Source organism: Tolypothrix sp. PCC 7601 (assembly GCF_025677855.1).
In the GTDB taxonomy this organism is placed as follows: Bacteria; Cyanobacteriota; Cyanobacteriia; order Cyanobacteriales; family Nostocaceae; genus Aulosira; species Aulosira diplosiphon.
On sequence record NZ_CP064879.1, the window covers coordinates 3,547,734 to 3,572,387 of the forward strand.

General features: G+C 39.2%; 20 protein-coding genes. 6 read left to right on the top strand and 14 right to left on the bottom strand.

Features of this window, described 5'->3' with window-relative positions:
• Positions 1–5: 5 nt before the first annotated feature.
• The gene (locus HG267_RS14845) at positions 6–695 is read left to right on the top strand and encodes a hypothetical protein (RefSeq protein ID WP_045872673.1); all 690 of its coding nucleotides are present in this window, start codon (positions 6–8) and stop codon (positions 693–695) included.
• A gap of 93 nt (positions 696–788) precedes the next feature.
• On the opposite strand, the gene HG267_RS14850 is transcribed toward HG267_RS14845, so the two are convergent.
• The 4 genes from HG267_RS14850 to HG267_RS14865 all read right to left on the bottom strand — a co-directional run bounded on the left by HG267_RS14850 (position 789) and on the right by HG267_RS14865 (position 5,027).
• Entirely contained in the window at positions 789–1,886 is a 1,098-nt protein-coding gene (locus tag HG267_RS14850; protein WP_045872674.1) for an AI-2E family transporter, read from the bottom strand.
• Between the two features lie 132 nt (positions 1,887–2,018).
• Complete coding sequence (locus tag HG267_RS14855) at positions 2,019–3,452, bottom strand: bifunctional orotidine-5'-phosphate decarboxylase/orotate phosphoribosyltransferase (protein ID WP_045872675.1); 1,434 nt, start codon at positions 3,450–3,452, stop codon at positions 2,019–2,021.
• A gap of 63 nt (positions 3,453–3,515) precedes the next feature.
• A complete protein-coding gene (locus tag HG267_RS14860; protein ID WP_045872676.1) occupies positions 3,516–4,238 on the bottom strand; it encodes a molybdopterin-dependent oxidoreductase in 723 nt (240 codons plus the stop codon).
• Between the two features lie 189 nt (positions 4,239–4,427).
• Positions 4,428–5,027 carry a cytochrome b/b6 domain-containing protein gene (locus HG267_RS14865; RefSeq protein WP_045872677.1) on the bottom strand — a complete coding sequence of 200 codons (600 nt, stop codon included), beginning with the start codon at positions 5,025–5,027 and terminating at the stop codon, positions 4,428–4,430.
• Positions 5,028–5,483: 456 nt separating this feature from the next.
• On the opposite strand from HG267_RS14865, the gene HG267_RS14870 reads away from it, so the two are divergent.
• On the top strand, positions 5,484–10,508 hold the full coding sequence (locus tag HG267_RS14870; RefSeq protein WP_045872678.1) for a response regulator: 5,025 nt from the start codon (positions 5,484–5,486) through the stop codon (positions 10,506–10,508).
• Here HG267_RS14870 and HG267_RS14875 read toward each other — a convergent pair.
• A complete protein-coding gene (locus tag HG267_RS14875) occupies positions 10,499–10,918 on the bottom strand; it encodes an ATP-binding protein (RefSeq protein ID WP_045872679.1) in 420 nt (139 codons plus the stop codon). The genes HG267_RS14870 and HG267_RS14875 overlap by 10 nt on opposite strands.
• Positions 10,919–11,087: 169 nt before the next feature.
• Between HG267_RS14875 and HG267_RS14880 the strand changes: the two genes are divergently transcribed.
• Entirely contained in the window at positions 11,088–12,278 is a 1,191-nt protein-coding gene (locus HG267_RS14880; RefSeq protein WP_045872680.1) for a SpoIIE family protein phosphatase, read from the top strand.
• 132 nt (positions 12,279–12,410) lie between these two features.
• Here HG267_RS14880 and HG267_RS14885 read toward each other — a convergent pair whose 3' ends face one another.
• The 6 genes from HG267_RS14885 to HG267_RS14910 all read right to left on the bottom strand — a co-directional run bounded on the left by HG267_RS14885 (position 12,411) and on the right by HG267_RS14910 (position 18,907).
• Positions 12,411–12,743, bottom strand: a complete 333-nt coding sequence (locus HG267_RS14885) for an STAS domain-containing protein (RefSeq protein ID WP_045872681.1) — start codon at positions 12,741–12,743, stop codon at positions 12,411–12,413.
• A 234-nt stretch (positions 12,744–12,977) separates the two neighbouring features.
• On the bottom strand, positions 12,978–14,450 hold the full coding sequence (locus tag HG267_RS14890) for a DUF3131 domain-containing protein (protein WP_194007786.1): 1,473 nt from the start codon (positions 14,448–14,450) through the stop codon (positions 12,978–12,980).
• 820 nt (positions 14,451–15,270) lie between these two features.
• Positions 15,271–15,495 carry a hypothetical protein gene (locus HG267_RS14895; protein WP_045872682.1) on the bottom strand — a complete coding sequence of 75 codons (225 nt, stop codon included), beginning with the start codon at positions 15,493–15,495 and terminating at the stop codon, positions 15,271–15,273.
• A 399-nt stretch (positions 15,496–15,894) separates the two neighbouring features.
• Positions 15,895–17,130, bottom strand: a complete 1,236-nt coding sequence (locus tag HG267_RS14900) for an LL-diaminopimelate aminotransferase (protein WP_045872683.1) — start codon at positions 17,128–17,130, stop codon at positions 15,895–15,897.
• Between the two features lie 178 nt (positions 17,131–17,308).
• Positions 17,309–17,896 (bottom strand): ankyrin repeat domain-containing protein, encoded by a 588-nt coding sequence (locus tag HG267_RS14905; RefSeq protein ID WP_045872684.1) that lies wholly within the window; start codon positions 17,894–17,896, stop codon positions 17,309–17,311.
• Positions 17,897–18,205: 309 nt separating this feature from the next.
• Positions 18,206–18,907 carry a M23 family metallopeptidase gene (locus HG267_RS14910; protein WP_045872685.1) on the bottom strand — a complete coding sequence of 234 codons (702 nt, stop codon included), beginning with the start codon at positions 18,905–18,907 and terminating at the stop codon, positions 18,206–18,208.
• Positions 18,908–19,446: 539 nt separating this feature from the next.
• On the opposite strand from HG267_RS14910, the gene HG267_RS14915 reads away from it, so the two are divergent.
• From HG267_RS14915 to HG267_RS14925, 3 genes are all read left to right on the top strand, one after another.
• Positions 19,447–19,836 carry a hypothetical protein gene (locus HG267_RS14915; protein WP_045872743.1) on the top strand — a complete coding sequence of 130 codons (390 nt, stop codon included), beginning with the start codon at positions 19,447–19,449 and terminating at the stop codon, positions 19,834–19,836.
• Positions 19,837–20,152: 316 nt separating this feature from the next.
• Positions 20,153–20,419, top strand: a complete 267-nt coding sequence (locus HG267_RS14920; RefSeq protein ID WP_045872686.1) for a toxin HicA — start codon at positions 20,153–20,155, stop codon at positions 20,417–20,419.
• A complete protein-coding gene (locus HG267_RS14925; RefSeq protein ID WP_045872687.1) occupies positions 20,403–20,615 on the top strand; it encodes a type II toxin-antitoxin system HicB family antitoxin in 213 nt (70 codons plus the stop codon). Before HG267_RS14920 ends, HG267_RS14925 begins: the two co-directional genes overlap by 17 nt.
• A gap of 118 nt (positions 20,616–20,733) precedes the next feature.
• Here the strand turns inward: HG267_RS14925 and HG267_RS14930 are convergent, their stop codons facing one another.
• The 3 genes from HG267_RS14930 to dnaK form a co-directional block, all read right to left on the bottom strand.
• On the bottom strand, positions 20,734–21,006 hold the full coding sequence (locus HG267_RS14930; RefSeq protein WP_228045406.1) for a hypothetical protein: 273 nt from the start codon (positions 21,004–21,006) through the stop codon (positions 20,734–20,736).
• Between the two features lie 229 nt (positions 21,007–21,235).
• Positions 21,236–22,231 (bottom strand): DnaJ C-terminal domain-containing protein, encoded by a 996-nt coding sequence (locus HG267_RS14935; RefSeq protein ID WP_045872689.1) that lies wholly within the window; start codon positions 22,229–22,231, stop codon positions 21,236–21,238.
• Positions 22,232–22,391: 160 nt separating this feature from the next.
• Positions 22,392–24,608 carry a molecular chaperone DnaK gene (gene dnaK, locus HG267_RS14940; RefSeq protein WP_045872690.1) on the bottom strand — a complete coding sequence of 739 codons (2,217 nt, stop codon included), beginning with the start codon at positions 24,606–24,608 and terminating at the stop codon, positions 22,392–22,394.
• Positions 24,609–24,654: the final 46 nt, after the last annotated feature.

A 24,654-nucleotide genomic window follows, 5' to 3' on the forward strand; every position in this document is an offset into this window, starting at 1 on the left:
ATTTTATGGCGATGGTTTTAGATAAAGTTGTTCCTTTTGGGAGGTCAATGGATGAATATGTAAAAATGTTTAATTTAACGAATGCAGATTTAAATAAAAAAATTATTGGTATTGGGGATGGGCCAGCAAGTTTTAATGCGGAAATGACTCTTTTAGGTAACAGCGTGATTTCGGTCGATCCTCTATATCAATTTTCTGCTAAAGAGATATTAGCTAGATTTAATCAAGTAGTTGATTCTATTATTGACCAAGTGAAAGCTACGCCTAATAATTGGGTGTGGAGCCATCATAAATCGCCTGATAATTTGCGTGATCATCGGGTAAAAGTTATGGAAAAATTTATTGCTGACTATGAGTTGGGCAAGCATAATTGCAGATATATAATTGGTGAATTGCCAAGCTTAAACTATCAAAATCAACAATTTGATTTAGCTCTTTGTTCACATTTTTTATTTTTATATTCTGACCACTTTGATTATGATTTCCATCTCAATTCGGTTGCAGAAATGCTCCGAATTGCTCAAGAAATCAGAATATTTCCTTTACTGACTTTAATGTCAAAACCTTCTGCATATTTAGATGAGATAGTAAAGCATTACACATCAGCAGGTTACAGTGTAGAGATTGCAAAAGTTGATTATGAATTACAGCTAGGTGGCAATATGATGTTGAAGATTGCTAGGAAAGATAATTGAGTATGGAATTAATCGAGAGTCGGAGAAACGCGATTAATCGCGTCTGTACAAAATTCAAAAGTCATTTATTTAGCTAGTTACCCTATTGGCAATTTAAGTGGATTCTTCTGTTAAGATTTCTGGGAGGCTTGGGGATTCAATAGTGTTTTTGGCATCATCAGAGAGAGATATAAAACCATCGGCTGCATCTTTGATAAAACCAGCTACAGGTACTGCAATTAGTAAACCCAACAAGCCGCCAATATAAGTTCCTACTAATAAAGAAACTATTACCCATACTGGTCTAAGTCCTGTAAACCGCCCCAACAGACGGGGTGCGATCGCTTGGTCGATTACCTGGTCTATAATAATAGCGACTGCAAAAATCTTCACAGCTAGCCAAATATCATGGGACGCTATTATTAAAATAATTACTATTAAGCTGACGACATCACCAAAAGGAATTAAACTTAAAATTCCCACCCCTAACCCAAATAGTAAAGCAAACTGAATTTGAAAAGCTAAAAATAATAGTGTTTCAGCTACACCCATCAATAGAGCTAAACTTACTTGACCAATTAAATAATTTTGAAAATTTTGTTGCAGAGATTCTCTCACTTTTTGAGCAGACTCACTGGGTATTTTGTGAAAAATACCTTCCCAAATTCTCTTCCCATCTATTAATAGATAAAAAGTCAAAACAACTGTCACTATTATTTCAGAAACACTATCAATAGTATCTTTGATAATAATCAGAAAATTATTAAATATAGATTCTAATTCATCAGGTAAGTGATTAGTTATCTGAGTGAGTATTTGACCCAAATTAACTTTTAACCTTTGATTACTCAGAGAATGATTGAAAGCTTGAATTTTTGCCTCATTAGCATCAATCCATTGAGGCAAAAGTTTAGCCATTTCATTAAATTGTTCCAAAGCTAGGGGAAATAAAGTAATGCCTAAACCAATTAAAATTAATAAGGCTGAGATAAAAACTAGTGCTACTGCATAATTACGTTTAAACCCGCGTTTTTGTAGTTGTGTAACTGGATAGTTTAAAATAAAAGCAAACAAACTTGCCAAGACAAAAATCGTGACTATTGGTTGAAAATATTGAAAAAATTTAAATAATAGCCAACCATTAAGAAACACTAAAGGAAATAGTAGCGTTAAAATTAATACTTTAATTAGTTGATTGAGTGAGAAATTCATAATATTTAGTTACAAAACTCTGATGTTGATTAGCAAAGAGAAAGTTAATTTACAACTGCGATCGTATGTCAGTCCTCAATGTTGATGAGCCGATAAAAATATTTTTTTACTTTTGACTTTTTATTAGCTGCACTAGCTTTCTTTAAAAGCCAAAAATTGCTCTTCAGTAATACGTCCAGTTTGATACAGAGTTTCTGTAATTTCCGAAATGGTTAAAACTGCATAACTGTTGTAACCATTTGCTTTTAACCTATTTTTAACTCCTGCTTCATGGTCGATAAATACCACGATATCATTAACTTTTAATCCCGCAGATTGTAATTTTTCTGCTCCTTCCATCGCACTTTTACCGCTAATGAGAATATCATCCACAACCACAACAGTTTCACCAGGATGGAAGTTACCTTCAATTACCTTACGAGTTCCATGTGCTTTTACTTCTTTGCGTGGAAAAATCATCGGATAATTCAGACGTAAAGCTAACCCTGTTGCTGTTGGTAAAGAACCGTAGGGAATACCTGCTATCCTATCAAAATTCAGGTTTTGTAAAATTTCTGCATAAGCAGTCAGTACTAGATTAAAAACTTGCGGATTGGAAATTATTTTCCGTAGATCAATATAATAAGGAAATGTTGCTCCTGATGCTTGTACGAAACTACCAAACATAATGCAACCAATATCATACAGTTGTAAAATTAAATCTTGCTGTGGATGTTGGTTAAAAGAACACACATCAGGTAGCCACACAGAGCAGCTTGAATTCTCTTGAATAATGTGATTTTTGGCTAAGTTAATTTCTGCTCCTAAAGATGCAATTTCCTGAGCTAACTGTGGGCTACTTAACATATCTTGAGGTACAGGAATCAACAAGCCATCACCGTGATCATTCAAACCTGAAGCTAAAATTTCATTCAGATTATTCTCTTGGGCCCAGATACTACGAGCCATAATTATTCTTTCAGGGGCTACGGCTCTAATCAATGCCAAAACTTCAGGATTGGTAGTTCCCACCTCTAAACCTAATTGTTCTGGTGTACCCCAATTTCTTGATTCTTTTACTACCTGTAAATATAGCGGTGATTCGTTAGTAGGATATTGCTGTAAACTTTCAGCTCCGGGGTTAGATGTACAAGATAAAATAAAGACTGCTTTATCAGGATAAACTAAAAACGGTGCTACATGATCTTGCCCAGTATAGGGGCTAAGAGTAATAGCATCTACCTGCCATTCTGTAAAAACCGTGCGGGCAAAAATAGTACTAGTGTTTAAATCACTGTGCTTGGCATCTAAAATAATTGGTATATGCTGGGGAATCGCTTTTAAAGTTTGATGCAACAGTTCTAAACCAGGAATTCCCAAAGCCTCATAAAAGCCGAATGTTGGTTTATAAGCACAGACAAAATCAGCAGTTTCAGCAATAATAAATTGCAACCAATTCCACAATCCCGCTATCATATCTTCATCTACATAGCGCTTGGGCATCATTTCTGGATTGGGGTCAAGTCCTACAAATAGTAGACTTTGGTTATGGGTAATATTATTTTGCAGCTTATCAAAAAAATTCATGGTTATTATGAGTCCAAAGTCAAATGTCAAAAGTTAAAAGTTAAAAACTAATAGTAATTGCTACTAAAGTCCTGCAAACCATTCGTAGCCTTGGTCTTCCCAATAGCCTTTAAAAGGTGATAAATAACTAGTTAGTGTAATTTGAGTTACCCATTTACTCTGTTTGTAACCCAACTTAATTGGCGAAGCTAAACGCAGAGGCGCGCCATTATCAATCGGTAAAGCTTCTCCATTTTTTTGATAAGCTAATAAAGTTTGGGGATGTAAAACTGATGCTATATCCCAACTTTCATAATAGCCATCGGCTGATTTAAAATAAGCATACTTAACATTTGCTTTGGGCTGGGCAAGTGTGAGAATTTCTGTTAAACATACACCACCCCACTGCACGATCGCAGCCCAGCCTTCTACACAAACATGACGAATAATCATGGAAGTGAGCGGCAAAGCGTGAATTTCTGCCATAGTCAAACTCAGAGGTTGATTAACTTCACCATCAATAATTAAGCGATACTTCTCCTCATCAATAATCGGAGTAGACCTAAAGCTATTCACAATTAACGCTTCTGGTTGAATTTGACTTAGCGAAAATTCTGGTACTGGTTTTTGTGGTTTAAAGATGAAAGTTTCTACCTTTTGATTGAGTGGTTCCGATAATTTACCCACCAAATCTTCAAAGCTAGGTGTACCACAGCCACCAAGTAATAAACTAGCACTAGACAATCCAGAAATTTGTAAAAATTGCCGACGTGTAAATTGAGGAATATTTCTGCGAATTAAACCCATATTAAAAAGCCGAAAAATAATTTAGCTAAACATAGAATTGGCAGAGTTGGGACTATTCAATATTCATACAATAGTAGAGAGTAAAATTCTTGCTTCACAAGAGTTAGATTAATTTTTTTGATTATGTATCTGCAAGCTGTTGTGGTGTGTAGTACCCAATCTCAGATAAAAAGGGTGATGAATACCAAGTTACCAAAACATCGAATCTGTAAGTTCTTGACCCCCAGCTTTCCGTCCTAGGAAATAGTGGGCGATCGCAAATACAATCACAATGGGTACTGAAGCAAAATGAGCAATACGCAATCCTTGCCAACTGCCAAATAAATCCACAATCCAGGAAAATTGGGCAGGTTTATACATACCGATACCAGTAAATAAAGCCAAAAGTAAGATAGGAATAATAGCTGTATAAACAATGCGATGCCAAGCATAAATTAATCGCTTGCTGTTATGAGTTTTCTGTAATGCTTTTACATCATTGCTACCCACAAATCTATGTCGCCAACGGCGAGTAATGAAAACATAAACTCCATACCATGATAAATTCAGCGAAAATAACCACATAGCAAAAAAGTGCCAATGTCTACCCCCAGCCAGCCAACCTCCTAATGTAAATAAAGGAAAAATATGTATACCTGCACGCCCACCAAAAACCGGGTTAGCATTATAAATTTGTAGTCCGCTGGTCAGCATAATAAACAAGCTAATGATATTAATCCAGTGGAAAATTTTAGCTCCTATTGCTTGATTTGGTAACTTTCGTGGTTTAGAAGGAATAGTCGCAGTCACGTTGCTTACTCCAAATTCACAATTTTAAATTAACAATCTTTGCGTTGTCTAAGCAGTTATGCAAAGCTGTGATAGCTAGAAGACTACAAAACTTGTTTTCTTATTTTTTATTAGCAGTTAACTATTAATTATTTCAGACTTTTGTCATTTATTTGATCGCTCTAACCAGCAGGCGGAAGTCAAAAGTCAAAAGCAGCCAGTGCGTTGCACGGATTTCCCGCGTTGTAGCAACTGGCGTTCAAAAATCAAAAGACTTGTATATATACCATAATCAGTGAACTTACTATAACGATTTTCGTAAAAAAGTATCATTATTAATATATGAATCCTAGTTTTTTAATGTATAAATTCTGTTCTATATGTTGGGTATTTTTACGACAAACTACTTAGACAGCGATCGCAGGTTCAGCACGATCGATTTATTGAGGTCTTTTGACCTACAAATCAAGCGCAAGGATGAAAGCAGCATTACCTAATAACGAAGCACAGAGACTTGAAGCACTTTCCCAGTATCGGATCTTAGATTCAGTATCTGAAGCAGCTTTTGACGACCTGACTTATTTAGCATCGTATATTTGTGGCACTCCCATTGCCCTAGTTAGCTTAGTCGATAGTAACCGTCAATGGTTTAAATCCAAAGTTGGTTTAACAGCCGTAGAAACCCCCCGCGATATTTCATTTTGTGCCCATGCAATTTTACAATCTGAGGTTTTTGTGGTTCCTAATGCCACAACTGACGAAAGATTTGCCACGAATCCTTTAGTTACGTCAGATCCGCATATAGGTTTTTATGCAGGTGTACCTCTGATTAATAGTCAGGGATATGCTTTAGGAACGCTTTGCGTAATTGATTATGTATCAAGAGAACTAACTGTAGAACAGATGGAAGCCTTACGGATTTTAGGCCGCCATGTTATTAGGCAACTAGAACTGCGACGCGATTTAGCAAGTTTAGGGCTGCCATATCAGAAGAATAAATATATTAAAAAGACAGGTATGCAATTCTTAAAAAAGATTGCGGCAGCATTAGGACTAGTATCTACCATATTAGTAATAACTGGTATATCGTCCTATCGTAATACAAAAATATTTATTGAAAATCTTAATGCCGAAAAAACTACAGAAGAGAAAATTTTTACTCAAGAAAAACTGCTATCTCTCCTCAAAGATGCTGAAAATGGAGAATTTGGTTATCTGCTCACAGGAGATAAAATTTATTTAGAACCTTATAAACAAGCAGTTAGTAATATTAATTTCCAAATTCAAGAACTAAAAAAAATATCGGGCAAGCAATCCCAACGACAGCAAAAAATTGCCCATTTGGAAAGATTAATTAAAGCAAAATTCGCAGCAATTCAGCAAGCTATAGATTTTCGTCAGCAAAATATTTCTGATTCTAGTAGGCAGTTATTTTTGAGCAATCGCGGTCACAATCTCATGGATGAGATCCGCAAGCTGATGGCAAAGATGCGAAATGAAGACAGCCAGCAACATCAACAATATGCTGTAGCCGCCAAAATCAGTGGGGCGCAGACAATTTTGACAATCGTCATCGCCATTAGTCTATGTTTTATGATTCTCAGTGTAGTTTACTATCTGATCTATCGCGAAATTAAAGAGCGATCGCAAACAGAAGCAATCATAGAACAAGAGCGCTATTTAATCTCAGAAATTTTAAATACAGTTGCAGCTTTAGTGATTGTTCTCGACGCGCAAGGGCGAATTGTTCGCTTCAATCAAGCTTGTGAGCAAACTACTGGTTACTCATTTGATGAAGTTAGGGGTAAAAATTTCTGGGACATCTTGCTGACTCCAGAGGAAAAAGAGCTAGTTAAAGCCGTTTTTCAAGAGCTACAAGGTGGTCAATTTCTCCATGAGTACGAAAACTACTGGGTGAAAAAAGATGGTAGTTTGCGGTTGCTTGCCTGGTCAAACACCATCCTCAAGAATGATGCTGGGCAGGTTGAATATGTGATTGGTACAGGGGTTGATATTACTGAACGCAAAAAAGCAGAAGCCGCTTTGCAAGATAGCAAGTGGTTTACCGAAAGCATTGCGGACAACTCACCCAGTTTGATTTATGTGTTCGATTTGGACACCATGAGTGCTATTTATACCAACAAACCTGCGAGTAGATATTTGGGTTACGAGTCAGAAGAAATTACAGCAATGGGCTCAGACTTTCTGAGTAATATTATTCATCCTGACTATTTGCCCAGCAGAATGAAATATTTCGAGGCTGCTCAACAACTCAAAGACAACGAAGTAGTAGAGTTTGAACAACGACTAAAACATAGTAGCGGCGAGTGGCGATGGTTTTGGCATCGTGAAACTATTTTTAAGCGCAGAGCCGATGGTGCGCCGTGCCAAATTATGGGCACTGCACATGATATTAACGATCGCAAACGCGCAGAACAACACCTAAATGCTCAATATGCCGCAACCAGCGTATTAACCGCCGCTAATAATATTGCTGAAGCTATTCCCCTGATTTTGCAGGGAATATGTGAGAGTTTGGGTTGGGATGCAGGGGAAATGTGGTTAGTGGATCAACAAGCCAATGTTTTGCGTTGTCTTGATATTTGGTATGCATCATCTCTGGTGACATCAGAGTTGGAAGCATTTACCCGACAAACCACTTTTGCCTTGGGAGTAGGTCTACCTGGTCGTGTGTGGGCTGATAATACACCTGTTTGGATTGATGATCTGTTGGCAGATCCCAATTGTGCCTACCAACAGATTGCTGAAGCAGGATTGCAAACTGCTTTTGGTTTCCCTGTTTATAGCCGCAACCAAACTTTTGGTGTGATTGCTTTTCTCAAGCGGGAGAAGCAGCAAATAGATTTAGATTTGCTTGTGAGTCTGACTACTATTGGTAACTTAGTGGGTCAGTTTATTGAACGCAAGCAGGGAGAAGAAGAACTCCAACGCCAAAATTTGCGATCGCAACTGTCAGCTGATATCACTCTCAAAATTCGGGAGTCTTTACAAATAGATGAAATTCTACAAACCAGTGTGACAGAGGTGCAAAAGCTGCTGAAGGCAGACCGAGTACTAATATTGCAATTAGAATCAGATGGCTCTTTTACAACGCTCAAAGAAGTAGTGATGCCTGAGTTGCCTGCAATTATGGGGCAGAATATCTTTGATCCTTGTTTTAGCGAAAATTACATTGACAAATACCGCCAAGGCAGAGTTAGTGCCATTAACGATATTGAGCAATCTCAGATTCAACCTTGCCATATCGAGATGCTCCAGCAATTTGCGGTGAAAGCTAACTTAGTTGTGCCCATTATCTTAAAAAGTCAACTTTGGGGATTGCTAATTACTCATCAATGCCATCATCCGCGGCAATGGACTAATTGGGAAACTGAACTTTTGCGAGAATTAGCTGACCAAATTGCTATGGCTTTAGCTCATGCTAAATTGCTAGAAGCAGAAACTCTGCAAAGACAAGAACTTGAAGGTGCTCGCAGTCAAGCAGAGTTGGCATCTCAAGCTAAAAGTGCTTTTTTAGCAAACATGAGTCACGAAATTCGTACCCCCATGAATGCAGTTTTGGGGATGACTGGTTTGTTGTTAGACACAGTGCTAAACGCCGAACAGCGAGATTTTGTGGAAACTATTCGCATTAGTGGCGATGCTTTACTAACGTTAATCAACGAGATTTTGGATTTATCCAAACTAGAGGCTGGGGAAATGGTTCTCGAAACTCTAGACTTTGATTTATCAACCTGTGTGGAAGAGGTAATCGATTTATTAGTTCCCCAAGCTCATAGTAAGGGGATAGAAATGGGAGCATTAATTCAACGCGATGTTCCTACTTACCTCAAAGGGGATGCTAGCCGTCTGCGACAAATTTTAATGAATTTACTCAGCAACGCTATCAAATTTACTACTAAAGGTGAGGTCTTAGTCCGAGCCGCATTAGAATCAGAAACTCCAACTACAGCTACCATCTATTTTGCGGTTACAGATACAGGTTTGGGGATTTCCATTGAAGACCAAAGCAAACTTTTTACGCCATTTACTCAAGTTGATGCTTCCACAACCCGTAAATATGGCGGTACAGGTTTAGGGTTAGCTATCTGCAAACAACTAGTAACTTTAATGGGGGGAGAAATTGGGGTAGAAAGTCAGCTAGGTGAAGGCTCAAAGTTTTGGTTTCGAGTGACTTTTGCCAAGCAAATCCAGCCTGTAGCGCCAATTAGCGATCGCGGATTTTTAAAGAATCGTCGTTTATTAGTTGTGGATGATAATGCGACTAATCGTAAAATCATCTACCATCAAGCTACCCGTTGGGGAATGCAGGTAGATACAGCCGACTGTGCAGCAGCTGCCTTCAGCGCTATACAAAAAGCTTATCAGCAGTCACAGCCTTATGATATTGCTTTGATTGATATGCAAATGCCCGACACAGATGGTATAAGTTTGGGAGCCAAAATTAAAGCCAATTCTGCCATTGGTGAGATACCTTTGATTATGCTTACCTCTACTAATCAAAGGGATGAAGTTAGACAATCACTGCAAATAGGATTTGCTGCTTATTTAGTCAAACCTGTGAAGCCATCTCGCCTCTTGGATACTATTATGAATAACTTAGGAAACGGGACAGAACCTCATAATTTCGATAATTCAGAAGTTACAAAAATGTCTAATTCTGTGCAAACTATACAAACTAAAGTTGCCAGTAAATCTCAGTTAAAAATTCTGCTAGCTGAAGATAATCTAGTCAATCAGAAAGTCGCTATCAAACTATTACAAAGCTTAGGCTATAGCGCGGATGTGGTGGCTAATGGTCAAGAGGCACTGGAAATATTAGAAAAAGTTCCCTACGACTTAATTTTTATGGATTGTCAGATGCCTGTGCTTGATGGTTTAGATGCCACAAGACAAATTCATCGTTTGCCAGAAACCGCCTTTGCTAGCCGTCGTCGTCCTATAGTGATTGCGATGACTGCTAATGCGATGAAAGAAGATAGACAAAAGTGTCTTGATGCTGGTATGGATGACTATTTGAGTAAACCAGTAATTAAAGACAAACTTGTAGCCATGTTAGACTATTGGGGAAGTATAATTTTGAAAACACAGGATACTGTGGTTTGTAAACCTGAAGCCAAGACTACAGACACGAATCCACTAGGTTTACTAATTGATTGGGAACACCTACATCAACTTTCAGAAGACAATACAGAATTTGAATTTGAGTTATTGGAAATTTTTGTTGAAGATACTCATACTCATTTAGATATCACTAAAGCCGCAATCGAGAATAATGATTTTGAACAACTAGCACAAGAAGCTCATCACATTAAAGGTGCTAGTGCTAATGTGGGTGTGACACCTATGCGCCGAGCTGCAGAACAATTAGAACAACTAGCTCACGAACAAGAACGTAGAGGTACTGCGAAGCTAATTGATGAGTTAACCAAATATATCAGCCAAATTCAAGCTTTTTTGTTGCACCAAAATCAGCAATAATATTTACTAATAAATAAACAGTAACGAGCATCTTTTGTTGGCTCGTAAGTTAACTGATCAGCAATTTCTGACATGATTTTTAATCCACGTCCACGCTCTTGATCGTTATCTTCAAATTCCGCTACTTCTTGTAATTTTAGAGCTAAATCGAAAGCAGGCCCTTTCGACATAATTCTGATTTCTATATGTTCGCTTGAACGCACAGCTTCTAATTCAATAGGGGTTTCTACAGGTAAATTTTTATGTGCATGTTCCACAATATTTGCAAAACCTTCTATCAGCAAAGTTTGGCATTGCCACCAGATTTTTGCATCAGAAATTGGCGGTCTATTTATCTGCTCAAACCATGATAAAACCTGTGCAGAATTATTCAGATCTGTATCAACTTTGAGATGGATTTTATGATTCACTGTAACTTTAACCTGTCAAATTTATTGATTACTGATTACATTAAGTCAAAACCAAAACTAGCAACTTTAATATTTCATTATATAATATTTAATTACAGTTTGATTAATTAATATAAGTGATAATCTTAATTTTATGCACAATTAAATTGAAGCTTTTTAAATAAAACTTATGTTTAAAATTCTCATAATTGATGACGATCCTATAGTACGTATAGCACTAAAAAGAACACTACAAAACCAAGGATACGATACGACGACAGCCAGCAATGGAGAAGAGGGAATCGCCCTAGCAAGGAGCATAACTCCTGCTTTAATTATATGTGACTGGATGATGGCGAAACTGGACGGAATAGAGGTCTGTCGTCGCATCAAAGCCGATCCAGAATTAGCAACTACTTTTTTTATTCTCCTAACGGCTAAAGGTGCAGCTCGTGGAGAAGAAAAAGATAGAGTTCTAGGATTAGATGCTGGTGCAGATGAATTTGTCTCGAAGCCAATAGAGATGAATGAATTAAAAGCAAGAGTGAGAGCAGGGTTAAGGCTACATCAACTAAATCAAGATTTGCAAACTCAAAAGCAGGCTTTAGAGCAACTCAATCAAAACCTGCAAACTCAAAAGCAAATTTTAGAAGCAGAACTAGCTGAAGCTGCTGATTATGTGCGATCGCTTTTACCATCCCCAATGCTGGGAACAGTCACAACAGAATCACTGTTTATTCCTTCGGCGCAATTAGGTGGTGATTGCTTTGACTACTACTGGCTAGATGACGATCGTTTAGCCATTTATCTGATGGATGTATCAGGACATGGGGTAGGTTCAGCGCTCTTGTCTGTATCTGTGCTGAATGTGTTGCGATCGCAGTCTCTACCCAACACTAACTTTAGTCAACCAAAAGAAGTACTTTACGCTCTCAATCAAGCCTTTCCTATGAGCCATCACAATGATAAGTACTTTACCATCTGGTATGGAGTTTACGATTGCTCAAAACGTCACCTAATCTACGCTAGTGCTGGACATCCACCCGCAGTATTGTTATCTGGAATAGATACAACAGACATTAGTGTGAAACAGCTAAGTTCTTTAGATCTACCTATTGGCTTTGTTCCTAATGTGGAATTTGAGGATGTAACTGTTGAAATCTCTGCTCACAGCAGTTTATACATTTTTAGCGATGGTGCTTACGAAATTCATCAGCCTAATGGACAGCTTTGGGGTATCAATGCTTTTATTGAATTGTTAATCAAATGTAGCACTGAGCAGACTACTCAGCTGCAGCAAGTATTAGCCCAGATTTTATCTTTAAATACTCAAAAAAATCTAGCAGATGATTTATCTTTGCTGAAGGTAAGCTTTGGCTAAGTTAGTAACTCGGCAGAGAATTCAACAATCTCTAATTTAGAGTTTTGGGCTGCTTACAACAGTCTATTTATTTACGCCAAATTGTCATAATAAAATTTGTATATATTATACCCCAATTAACTCTAGAATATTTCACTGTACTGACAATACATGGCGTTGAAATTCCTCACGATCGGCAAAGTTTTGAATAATTCTATCTACTTTAGTTAATTCAAATAACATTTTGACTTGTGAACTAGCAGAACACACAAAGAGCTTCGCATTAGCATTGCGTACTATCTGCATAGCTGAAACTAAAGCGCCTAAACCAGAACTATCAATAAAGCTCACGTCTTTGAGGTCAATCAATAATACGTCTAATCCTGTTTGCTTGGTAACAATGTCGCTAACTTCACGACGCAATTGATTACCCCTAATAGCATCTAAAATACCTGATGGCTCTATAATGGTTAATTTTATTTTCATTGCTCAAATTTCCTGTTATGTAGATAAAATTTCACTTTATTATTTTGGCACTCAATTAATCGAATCTGCAAGATATATAGCTGGCGTTTAGACTAAGCAGATTGTAGTAGCAGAGTAAATAAAATCAAAATTGCAAAAATGTGCCAATGAGAAAGAATGCAATCGCTCTCATTAGCGTCTTTTTATGGCGTTGCAGCATATTAAAAAAATTAATTTTTGAAGATCAATTTAGGATTAGGGCGATTTTTTGCCAGAAGAACGCCCTGATTTTACCCCTGCCCAAACTGTAAGTGGCTTGCCTACATGCTTATAAAGCAAACTCTCAAGAATTACACCATTATTATTAGCAGTTAGAGAAGTGTTTGGCTGCTGTAAATCTTCGTAGAAACCGTTATACCAACCTTTCTCAGACTTGAGATTTTTTTGTACAAAATCAAATAATTGACGAGTGTAAGCATTGTTATAAAGCACATGCCAAGCGATCGCCGCCTTGGTACTGAGAAAGCGCAAATTATTGTGTTTTTCTTGAGTTTCTGTTATGGTCGCCCAAGGTTCGCCATTCACAAGCAAGCTGCTGTAAACAAAGTAGGGAGGACGATCTATGTGATCTTCGGAAACGGCTGTTAACTGTTTTGTATTATGATAACGAGCTTCTTGAGCGGCTAAAACACGATCGGCATAAGCTTTAGGTAAAGCTTGAAAGCCAGTTTCAATGCCATCAAGAATATAAGGCTCGCTCAAAACATAGTTATTAGCTCCCGAATTTTCGTAGTTACGCTGGTCGAAGGGTACACCCTTGCCGTAAAGATTTGCAAAGGCAACGTCAGACTGATAATCTAAAGCTTCATTGGCATCCAAACCCCACAGTTTTAAACCATAGGCGGCATAATTTTCATAGCCTAAGCGTCCTTCTTGGTTATATTGTTCCTTACCTTCGATGACGCTTGTACCATACATTTGCCCGTCTTTAGTCAGACGTTGAACGTGCCAATGCTGCCAGACAGCATCAGACTTAGATTTTAACTGCGGATATTTTGTGCCCACTATTTTGAGCCAGATTGCCATTCGTCCCAAATCAATAGCCGACCAGCCAATTTCGGCTTTTTTATCTGGATGACCGTAATCTACAGGTATTAGGGTTTGAGAATTGTAGACTTTGTTAGGCAATTCTCCCTTATATAAAGGCAAAGATGCTAGAGTATCCAACATTTTGCCAATTTTGAGGTCAAATTCTGTGGCAGATATAAAATTGAGTTCTCTAGCTGCTACGAAAGCGGCGATCGCAGAAGCTTGATCCCACATTGTTATAGTGTTATATCCATCAACAGAATTGACCAAGCCTGTTTCTTTGTTCCAATTACGTTGGAAGTACAACCAAGCCTGATGAGCAGTTGCAACGTCCCAAGGCGTTAATGCTCCTACTCCCGGCGCAACATAAGGAATTGTATTGACTGTCACCTGACTAGGAATTACAGGTGTACCAGGCAATGCTAAAGATTGAGCATCAAGTTTGGCAATAGCTTGTGCTGCTTTGTTATTTGTATCAGAGTGAGAAGTTGAAATTTCAGTTTTTAGCACAGTATCAGTACTAGTTAGCTGCTTAGATAAATAATTTAGACTAGCGATAGCGATTATAGCTGTAACTACCCCTCCCACGGAAGCTAATAAAGATAAGCTTTTAGGGGGTAGTTCAAAATCATGTGTCATGACATCTTACTGCTTTGGCGTGACAAATCATACTTAATTGCTAATACTAGTAATAGCTCTGATTCCCTACGATAAATTAATACAGCTTAACCGCTAAGAACCTAACTGTAACTAGCTTGGGTAAAAGAGTATTGGGCATGGGGAAAGTTTTCCGCCTCCGCTCCCCTGCTTCCCCTACTCCTTCCTCCTTGTCCGCTCTATCCCTTTATTTCCTCTATACCCTGGCAAATTTGTCACTGTGTTGTATCAAGTCATACCAATTCTTCAAATCTAGGCGGCAGATAAAGTATCTACTTAAAGATACAAATTTCTTTCCTTATTGTCATCTTTCAGAGTCTAAGAGAAAAAAGCTATCAGCCATTTTCCTTCATTGCTGATGGGGAAGATAACCTTAAAAGGTTGTTTATATCCTCATAAGTATATTTTTGTAAATATTTCTAAATAAAGTTTCCGAATATACTGGTGAATCAAATTTTCTGGTCTAGTTGTGCCCGTAAAAAGCTTGACTGTAAGAGTTCTGCAATGAAAAAGCAGGGGGAACTCGGGGCTCCTGCAGTCTCAATGTACTTTCTTATATGCTTAACAGCTTAAACTACACAGGTAAGGGGGCACTGCCTCGCCCTCTAGAATATATTTATCTGTCACCAAAATATTTGATTTGGTATTATCTGTAGCTGGCTGTTAGAGATTGCTATAATTCCTAAAACTTTCAATAATATAGTAGTTATAAAAAACAAAGGGCACAAAAATTTTGTGCCCTAACACCTATCAAAATAGGTAAAATTTAATTCTAAATTCCAGACTTAAAGCTAGAGTTTGGTTATTTATTACCTTGTTCCACTATCTTTTTGAGGCGCATATATGCTTCTTCTGCTGTAAGTGGTTCAGAGTGGTTTTCATCTGGAATATAAAATTGTCTGTTATCGGCAAAGTAGCGCACAACAAAACTGGGAATTAGTCCTAATTCCAATGCTTTTTTTCCCAATTCTTCAGCTCTTTCTGATAGGCTAGCCTCATCATGAAAAGAAGGCTTGTTGGTAGTCATAAATATTTCCTCTACATAATTACTAATTCGTAATTGAAAAATTCTAAAAATAATTAGGATTTTTCAGGTTGTTTCAGTTCTGATGAGGTTCTAGATTAGAAGCTCAAATTAAATTCAGAATTTTGAATTATTTACCAGTTAAGTAACATTCGGTAATTAAATTGAAATTTATTATACTATATTTTACTGAAATTGTAGCAATTAATATTTTACTTACACTCTATCGGTAGTGTAAATCTGTTGTTAAATGCTGGGTATATGAATTGACTAGCCGCCAGAGAATGAAGTCTCTGGCTAATAGCTAATACCAATTTCAAGAGCGATCGCTTGCAGGTTTACCATGTAATGTGCGTTAGGTGTAAGCCGTAACGCACGAACAGCGTTGCTAATTTTAACAGTCTATAAAGACAAGCGAGTTGTAATTCTTTGCATTGCTTCTTCTACATTTTCGCGGCTATTAAATGCGGAAATGCGGAAGTAACCTTCACCTGCAGCACCAAAACCAGAACCAGGGGTTCCGACTACATTGACAGTTTGTAGCAATTTATCGAAAAATTCCCAGCTAGATAATCCATTGGGGGTTTTCACCCAAACGTAGGGTGCATTCACACCGCCATAAACTGCTAACCCTGCGGCTGTGAGTTGCTCGCGGATAATTTTGGCGTTTTCTAAATAGAAGCTAACTAGTGTTTTAATTTGAGTTTGTCCCTCTGGAGAGTAAACTGCCTCAGCACCTCGTTGCACAATGTAAGATACACCATTAAACTTGGTGGATTGGCGGCGATTCCACAGCTTCCACAGTTCGACATCAGAACCGTCTGCGGCTTTGGCTGTGAGGGTTTTGGGTACGACGGTTAAGGCGCAGCGAGTTCCTGTAAAGCCTGCATTTTTAGAGAAGGAGCGAAACTCGATCGCAACGTCTCTTGCACCTTCAATCTCATATATAGAATGAGGAATTTCCGGATCGGTAATATAGGCTTCGTAGGCTGCATCAAAGAAAATGATGGAGTTATTGGCCTTAGCATAGTCTACCCATGCTTGGAGATGCGCTTTGCTAGCAGTTGCACCTGTGGGGTTGTTGGGGAAGCAAAGATAAATTAAATCAACTTTTTGTGAGGGAATCTCTGCAGTGAAGTTGTTCTCTGCGGTAATGGGGAGATAGACTAAGCCAGCAAACTCGCCTTTATCGTTAGCGGTTCCTGTATTTCCTGCCATCACGTTGGTGTCTACATAGACAGGATAAACAGGATCGGTAACAGCGATCGCATTATCATGTCCAAAGATTTCCAAAATATTGCCTGTATCGCACTTGGAACCGTCGGAGATAAAGATTTCGGAAGCGTCGATGTCGGCTCCCCGTGCTTGGAAATCTTGAGCCGCAATTTTTTCTCTTAACCAAGCATAGCCTTGTTCTGGCCCATAGCCTTTGAAGGTAGCGCGATCGCCCATTTCTTCTACGGCTTTGATCATGGCTGTGCGACAGGCTTCAGGTAAAGGTTCTGTGACATCACCAATCCCAAGCCGAATGATTTTTGCATCTGGATTAGCTTCAGCAAAAGCATTCACCCGTCGTGCAATTTCCGGAAACAGGTAACCAGCTTTTAACTTGAGGTAGTTGTCGTTAATCGTTGCCATAGTAGATTGTGAAAAACGCCCTCAAACAGCTTACCGAATTTTGAGATTTTAGATTTTAGATTTTGGATTGTTGGCGTAGCCTCTCCGTCAGGAGAAGATTTATAAGTTAATTGCTAATTGCTGGGTGCGATCGCATCTTGTGTTGGCTGTTGACTGTTGACGACTAATAAACTCCAATCTAGAATTTTGCTCCTGCTTTCTTGAGTACAGCAACTATCTTTTGCCAATTACCTCCAGTCGCAACACTCAGTGGTGATGCACCCATCTGATTTTTAACATTTATCTTCGCGCCCTTTGCTATTAGCATTTGTACAACTTTTACATAATCATCTTCATAGTATTGAGCAGGAGGAGAGCAAGCAAACATGAGTGCAGTACTACCTTTTAGGCTTTTGGCATTAACTACAGCACCTCTGTCTAACAGTAACTTTGTCATTTCTACCCCAGCACGATAGGTATATCTAGCTGCAACCATCAAAGGTGTAATGCCATATTGATCGCCATAATTCACATTTGCGCCTCGTCGCAGCATCATTTGCACACTTTGCATGGCACCATCACTCACCGCCAGCGCAAAATATCTATCGGGATCACCACCATTATCAAGATAATTTTTTACCACATCAATCTGATCGGTTGAAACTGCTTCAATTAATATTTCATCTTGACTCTGTACTTCTGTTTGAGCAATAGCAACAGAGGGTGAGCAAAGCAATATAAGTGCTAACAGTAATCCCAGCTTACTGCATAAGTATTTTTTATTCATAGCTCAAGCAAAATCTTCTACTGGAGCCAAACTTCACTTTAGGAACAATCTTTTCCGGACTGTACCAAATTTTCTTCTTAAATCTATATTAGTGTCAAAAATCAAAGCTTCGTAGCGTCTCGTTCGCGCTGGCGTTGCGTAGCATAGATTTGTAATCTCCCCTGATGCTGGGATTCCTTCCCTACGCTACCCTTCTCCTGCAGAGACGCTACGCGAACGGGAAGCCGCCTTTCAGGCATCTACGTTGCAGTCGCAATGACATTATCGGCGTTGCGTAAGTCTTATAGGGGACAAGCCCCTATCTAATATTTAATAACCAGAATCGCCAGTAGTTGCTGATTCTTGAATTACGACTTGTGACTGTTGAGGACTAACTTTCGATCCACCTCTTCTAGCAATTTGCTGTTGGGAAAACATTTCTCGCAAAACCATTGCTGGATCTACATAGTTAGTGTCATACTTCAATCCCCAATGTAAATGAGGCCCGGTAGTCCTTCCAGTCATTCCTACTCGCCCAATTCTAAAACCTGTGGGGATATTTTGACCTTCAGCAATTTGAATTCCACCTGCGCGATCCACTAGATAACGACGACCGGAGATGACTTCTACATTGCCTTCCATGTGACAATAAGTATGCTCCCATGTGCCGGATTTAATGATGATATGGGTACCGCAAGCATTGCGATCGCCTACTTTCAATACTCTACCAGCCCACCAATTGCGAATGTAACTACCTTGTGGAGCTGCAATATCTAAGCCACCATGAAATTCCCAATTACTACCACCAGTAGCAGAACGGCGATAACCAAAAGCCGAACTATAGCCTTGAAAGTTTTCTACAGGAAAAGATGCAGCTAGCCAAGCGTTGCTAGAATTGGCTTTATTTGACTTAACTTCTCTAGCTCCAGCAACTTCTGGTTTCGGTAATATAGTAATTAAACTTACCAGACTCAATCCTATTGTTAATAAAGTAGCTCCGTATACTAATGCTTTTTTCTGACGCATACTCATTTTTCGTCCTCAATCCAATTGATGTATCAGTAAATTGCTTGAAAATTACAGGTGAATATGTTTAAAAAAGCTGCTGTATCAGCCAATTTATTATTGATATTGCAATATCAAGACATGATAATATATCACTTATAAACATTGTCATGTCAAGTTATCTGGCTAACAAATCAGATTTTTTAAATATCAAATTAGTGGGTTTAATTAGTGCAATTAAAAACCAAATAATCGGATTTAATTCGGCATTTATCATACATTTCAGTACACAAGTATAATCGCTAATCGGCGTAGTGTTTAGCTAGGAATTACGGATTAATTGCATATCTAAGAGAAAATACCTGTGCTTGTTTTCACGGAGCAATAGTGTATGTAAGTTTATTTGCCAGAGGCTACAAGTAGAGTCATGGCTGAGATAATTTACTACTAAGCGAATTGCACATCCGGTAAAATACTGTTAATTTTAGTCAGAAAATTGATGCAACTGCTAATTGAGCATCGATCCCAGCTTTAACGCTAAAATTAGGCATTTGCGACAACAAGCTATGCTGACAGAACTTTTGCCTTTCCAGTTTGAATTGGATAAAATTGCGATCGCTGGAGCGAGTTTGTGGTCTTTGGCATTATATTTAGCTTTTTCACGAGTTAGTGAATGGGTAATTGTGCAGCTAAATCGTTGGTTTAACTTCGCTGAACGATCGCTCTACACCAGTCAATCAGAATTTGAGAAAACTCGTAAAGCCAGAGAATCCCAAAACGCTTTCTACGCTTCCTTGTTTAGTATTGTGCCGTTTTTGATAGTAGGCGCTTTAGTTTACTGGGGTGTTGAAATCAGTTTAGGTCGTAGTTGGGGAATTAGTACAGGAATACTTGCTTGTATTTCTTCTGGTATTTATGAACTAGGAAGGCGAGATGGAAGTTCTTCTGATGAATAGACAGCAGAAGTAACGCACGAAAAGCATTGCTACTTCAGCAACGGTTACTTCCCAGATCCCCGACTTTTTCCCAAAGTCGGGGATCTCAATTTCGTTGAGGCGATCGCACAAGCAGCTTTTCCTGACTCCACAAGCGTTTCCAGTATGACAACCCGAAATTTTAAACTATATTTAGCTCAAGAAAAAACTGGGGTGAGATAATGCGGATAGCGGTGATCAGTGATTATACAATTGCCAAAGCCAGCGATCGCACTTATATAAGGACAGTATTCTATAAATATGACACTATAGAATACAGTCAAATCATCTCAAACTCGTGAGTCAACCAGATCCACTTTTAGCGAAAATCCTATCGGGGATATCTGATACAGCAATCCCTTTTGCCCAACTATGGCAACTTTTAACTAGACTAGGCTTTGATGAAAATATTCGTGGCGGACATTACATTTTTACCAAACAAGGTGTTGAAGAAATATTAAACTTACAACACCATAATGGCAAAGCCAAAGCCTACCAAATTAAATTAGTCCGTGCAGTCATTCTGAAATACCAGTTAGGAACTAAAAATGAACCTTCGTTATGAAATAATTCTCTACTGGAGTAAAGAAGACCAAGCCTTTATTGCTGAAGTTCCAGAATTACCAGGATGTGCTGCTGATGGACAAACTTATCAAGAAGCACTGAAAAATACAGAAATTATTATGAAAGAATGGGTTGAAACTGCTAAAAAATTAGGTCGTCAAATTCCTGAACCTAAACAACGCATAATCTTTACTTAAAACAGTCAAAATATTGCTCTGTCCTGGCGAATTTTATTTGCCCTTATATAGATAAAAAATCAAAGTAGGATGCGTTAGTAACGCATCCTACGTTAATTTCAAAAATTAATAATTGCAGCTATTCTTTAGACTGATTAAATAATTCCAGTAAACCAACAGTACCGACAAAAAAAGTATAAGTAGCGTATTTTATGGGCAGCTGCTTTCTGGAAGGTGCATAGAAACCTGCGATCATTGCTTCAACTAAATGGCAAGAGACAGCAAAACGCTCAAACCAAAAAATGGGAGTGAGGCTACTTGGTACTTGAATATTATGGGTAATTGCATAAATATTCCACAGTTCTAACCCAATAGCGCTGGATATAAGAACTGTAGATATGACTTTGATCATAGGTGCAAATTTTTCCTGGATATACTTGAAATTCATGCAATAGCAACCCTATTTAAATTTTGTTTTTTATCTAAAATTTTTTATTCAGTATTAATTTATCATTTTTAGCGGTTCAAAAATGATTTGAGATTGCTATATCTGGCATTTATGCTGGTGTAAAAATTACACTAATAATCAAGAGAAAATCTTTCATTTCCCTAATTTTTATATTTTTGATTAAGCGTCATGCCTAATCTATTAAATCTGCACGGGGTTTAAAAGTTTCAATTTCCCGCAATTTTTCATACAGTTCCCGTTCTTCAGCACTAATAGTTTTAGGGGTAAGTATTTGAATTTCAACTAATTGGTCACCACGTTTACCGTTGTCGTTGGGATAGCCTTTGTTTGCTAAACGGAATCTTTGACCAGACCTCACGCCGGAGGGAATGGTCATTTTTACGGGGCCATCAAGAGTTGGTGCTTCTACCTGTCCACCTAAAACGGCTTCACTGGGAGTGACTGGAACTTGGCAGAAAATATTAGAACCATCTAGCTTAAACAAAGGATGTGGTTCGACGGTAATTTTTAAATATAAATCTCCGCCACCAATACCTTGGTTTCGTAGCCGGATAGTTTGACCTGTGACCATTCCAGGCGGCATACTCACTTCTAGCGATCGCCCATCCTCAAGTCTAATTCTTTCATTACCGCCTACATAAGCTTTTTCTAGGGGTAGGGTTAACCTAGCTTCAATATCCCGACGGGCGGGGCGTGGTTGGCTTTTGGGGACTGTATACTCAACTCGGCTTTTAGTCGCCCGAAATGGATCGTTATTTGTGTTGTTAGCTGCACCATTTCTGCTGCTTTTACCATTACCTACGCCAATCACCTGATTAATAAAACTTTCAAAATCAGGAAATTGACTGGGATCTACTTCTTGATTGTTGCGATTGTTATTGCGATTATCGCCCCAGGTTTTAGCTTTGGGGGTTTGTTTATTAAAGCCTTTTTGTTTCCAGTAGCGGCTAAATTGGTCATATTGTGCGCGCTTGGCTGTATCGGAAAGGATTTCATAAGCCTCGCCAATATCCTTAAATTTCTCCTCAGCTTCTTTGTTTCCAGGGTTGAGATCGGGGTGATACTGTCGCGCTAACCGCCGATAAACCTTTTTAATTTCCTCGCTTGAGGCTTCTTTAGGTACTCCTAAAATCTCGTAATAATCACGAAAATTCTGCAAATTTTGCATAGTTCAGTTATTCAACTTTAAATTTGAGATTGTAGTTTTTGGTAATAGGTAATGGATACAGTCAGTTGTCAGCTGTTGTTTTGCTTCACGCTGACTAATAACAAATTACCAATCACCAATCACCAAATCCGAATTTTGAATTAATTTCATTTGCTAGGAGTTACAGCCAATCATCATCATCATCCCAGTTATCTTGGTAGCTGGGGCGCGATCGCCGATTAGACTGATTGTCAGAGGAGGAACGATTATCTCTGCCATAGCCGCGGTTAGAATCTCTGTTGTAGTCTCTACCGGAATTGCCACTGTAGTCTCTGTTAGAGTCTCTACTGGAATTGCCACTGTAGTCTCTACCGGAATTGCCACTATAGTCTCTGTTAGAGTCTCTGCCGTAGTCTCTACTAGAATTGCCGCTATAGTCTCTACCAGAATTCCCGCCGCCATAGGAATTATTATCCCAATAGGAATCTCCTCGGGAATAATCGCGATCGCGTTCCCGTTCTTTGTCGCCACCGGTAAAGATGTCGCGGATTGTCCCAAATAAATCGTCGTCTTCGTCCTCAGCATAGTACTGGCGGACTTCGCGATTTAGTTCATACAAAGCATCTTGCAGGTCAGCGTAGGCTTGGTCAATGCCGCGATCGTCGTCTTGCTGTAAACTGTCTTTGAGTTCGCGACAAATATTGTCGATGCGTTGGCGACGGCTGCGGGCGAACTGCATCCCAAATTCTAGGGCGATTTCTCGCAGTTGGCGTTCGGCTTGTAAAATTAACGCTTCGGAACGAGTCCGCTTTTCTACTCTTTCTTTGCGTTCCCGGTCAATATCGGCGTATTTTTGAGCATCCTGAATCATGCGATTAACTTCTGATTCGCTCAAGGTAGAAGCGCCTTGAATTGTGATACTCTGCTCTCTGCCGGTGGTTCTATCTAAGGCTGTTACTTGTAAAATGCCGTTAGCGTCAATATCAAATGATACTTGAATTTGGGGAATGCCTCGCGGTGCTGGGGGAATACCATACAGCTTGAATCTTCCTAAAGATTTGTTATTAGCTGCCATTTCCCGTTCACCTTGGACTACGTGGATTTCCACGGTATTTTGGTTATTTTCTGATGTCGAGAAAATGTCAGAACGGCGGACTGGGATAGTGGTGTTGCGGGGAATTAATTTTTTCATCACGCCGCCGATGGTTTCCAAGCCCACAGATAGGGGAGTAACATCCAACAGCAGCACATCTTTCAGTTCCCCAGCCAAAATACCTGCTTGAATGGCTGCACCTACAGCCACCACTTCATCGGGGTTGACATTTTCGCTAGGTTCTGCACCAATTAAGTCTCGCACTAACTGCTTCACCATCGGAATCCTGGTAGAACCGCCTACTAACACCACTTCTTCAATATCTGCGGGTGCTAGTCCAGAATCTTTAAGGGCGCGTTTCACTGGGGTGCGTAAACGTCCCACCAAATCACCGCATAAACCTTCAAATTGGGCACGAGTCAGGCGAGTTTCTAGGTGTTTGGGGCCGTCCTCTGTGGCGGTGATAAAAGGTAAGTTAATCTCGGTAACACTAACTGCCGAAAGTTCGATTTTGGCTTTTTCTGCTGCTTCCATCAGCCGTTGTAAAGCCTGGCGATCGCGTCTTAAATCTACACTTTCCGCTTCTAAAAATTGTTCTGCTAACCAATCAACTATTTTTCTGTCAAAATCATTACCACCAAGTTGGGTATCTCCACTAGTGGCTTTAACTTCAAAAACCCCATCGCCAACTTCTAAAATCGATACGTCAAATGTACCGCCACCTAAATCGAATACTAAGATGGTCTCCGTATCGCCCCGATCCATTCCGTAGGCTAAAGAAGCGGCTGTCGGTTCATTGAGAATCCGCAATACATCTAAACCAGCAATTCTGCCTGCGTCTCTAGTGGCTTGGCGCTGGGAATCATTAAAATAAGCGGGAACTGTAATTACTGCCCCTGTCACCGGTTCGCCTAAATAGCGGCTAGCATCGTCTGCCAATTTCTTCAGCACCATTGCCGAAACTTCTTCTGGGGCGAATTCCTTATTTAACCGGGGACAGGCAACTTTGATATTACCAACTTCATCTTTGCGGATAGTATAGGGTACACGCTTAGATTCTGGGCTTAATTCACCATACTTCCGCCCAATAAAGCGTTTCACAGCAAAAAAAGTGTTTTGGGGATTAAGGACGGTTTGTCGTCGTGCCATTTGCCCCACGACTCGTTCACCTTCTTTGCTAAAGCCAACAACGGAGGGGGTTGTTCGCGTTCCTTCTGCATTGGCAATCACCACCGGCTTGCCACCCTCCATTACGGCGACTACTGAGTTGGTTGTACCCAAGTCGATGCCGACTACCTTGCCCATGCGTTACTCTTCTCCTAAATGTGTCTTAACTATATATATTATGATT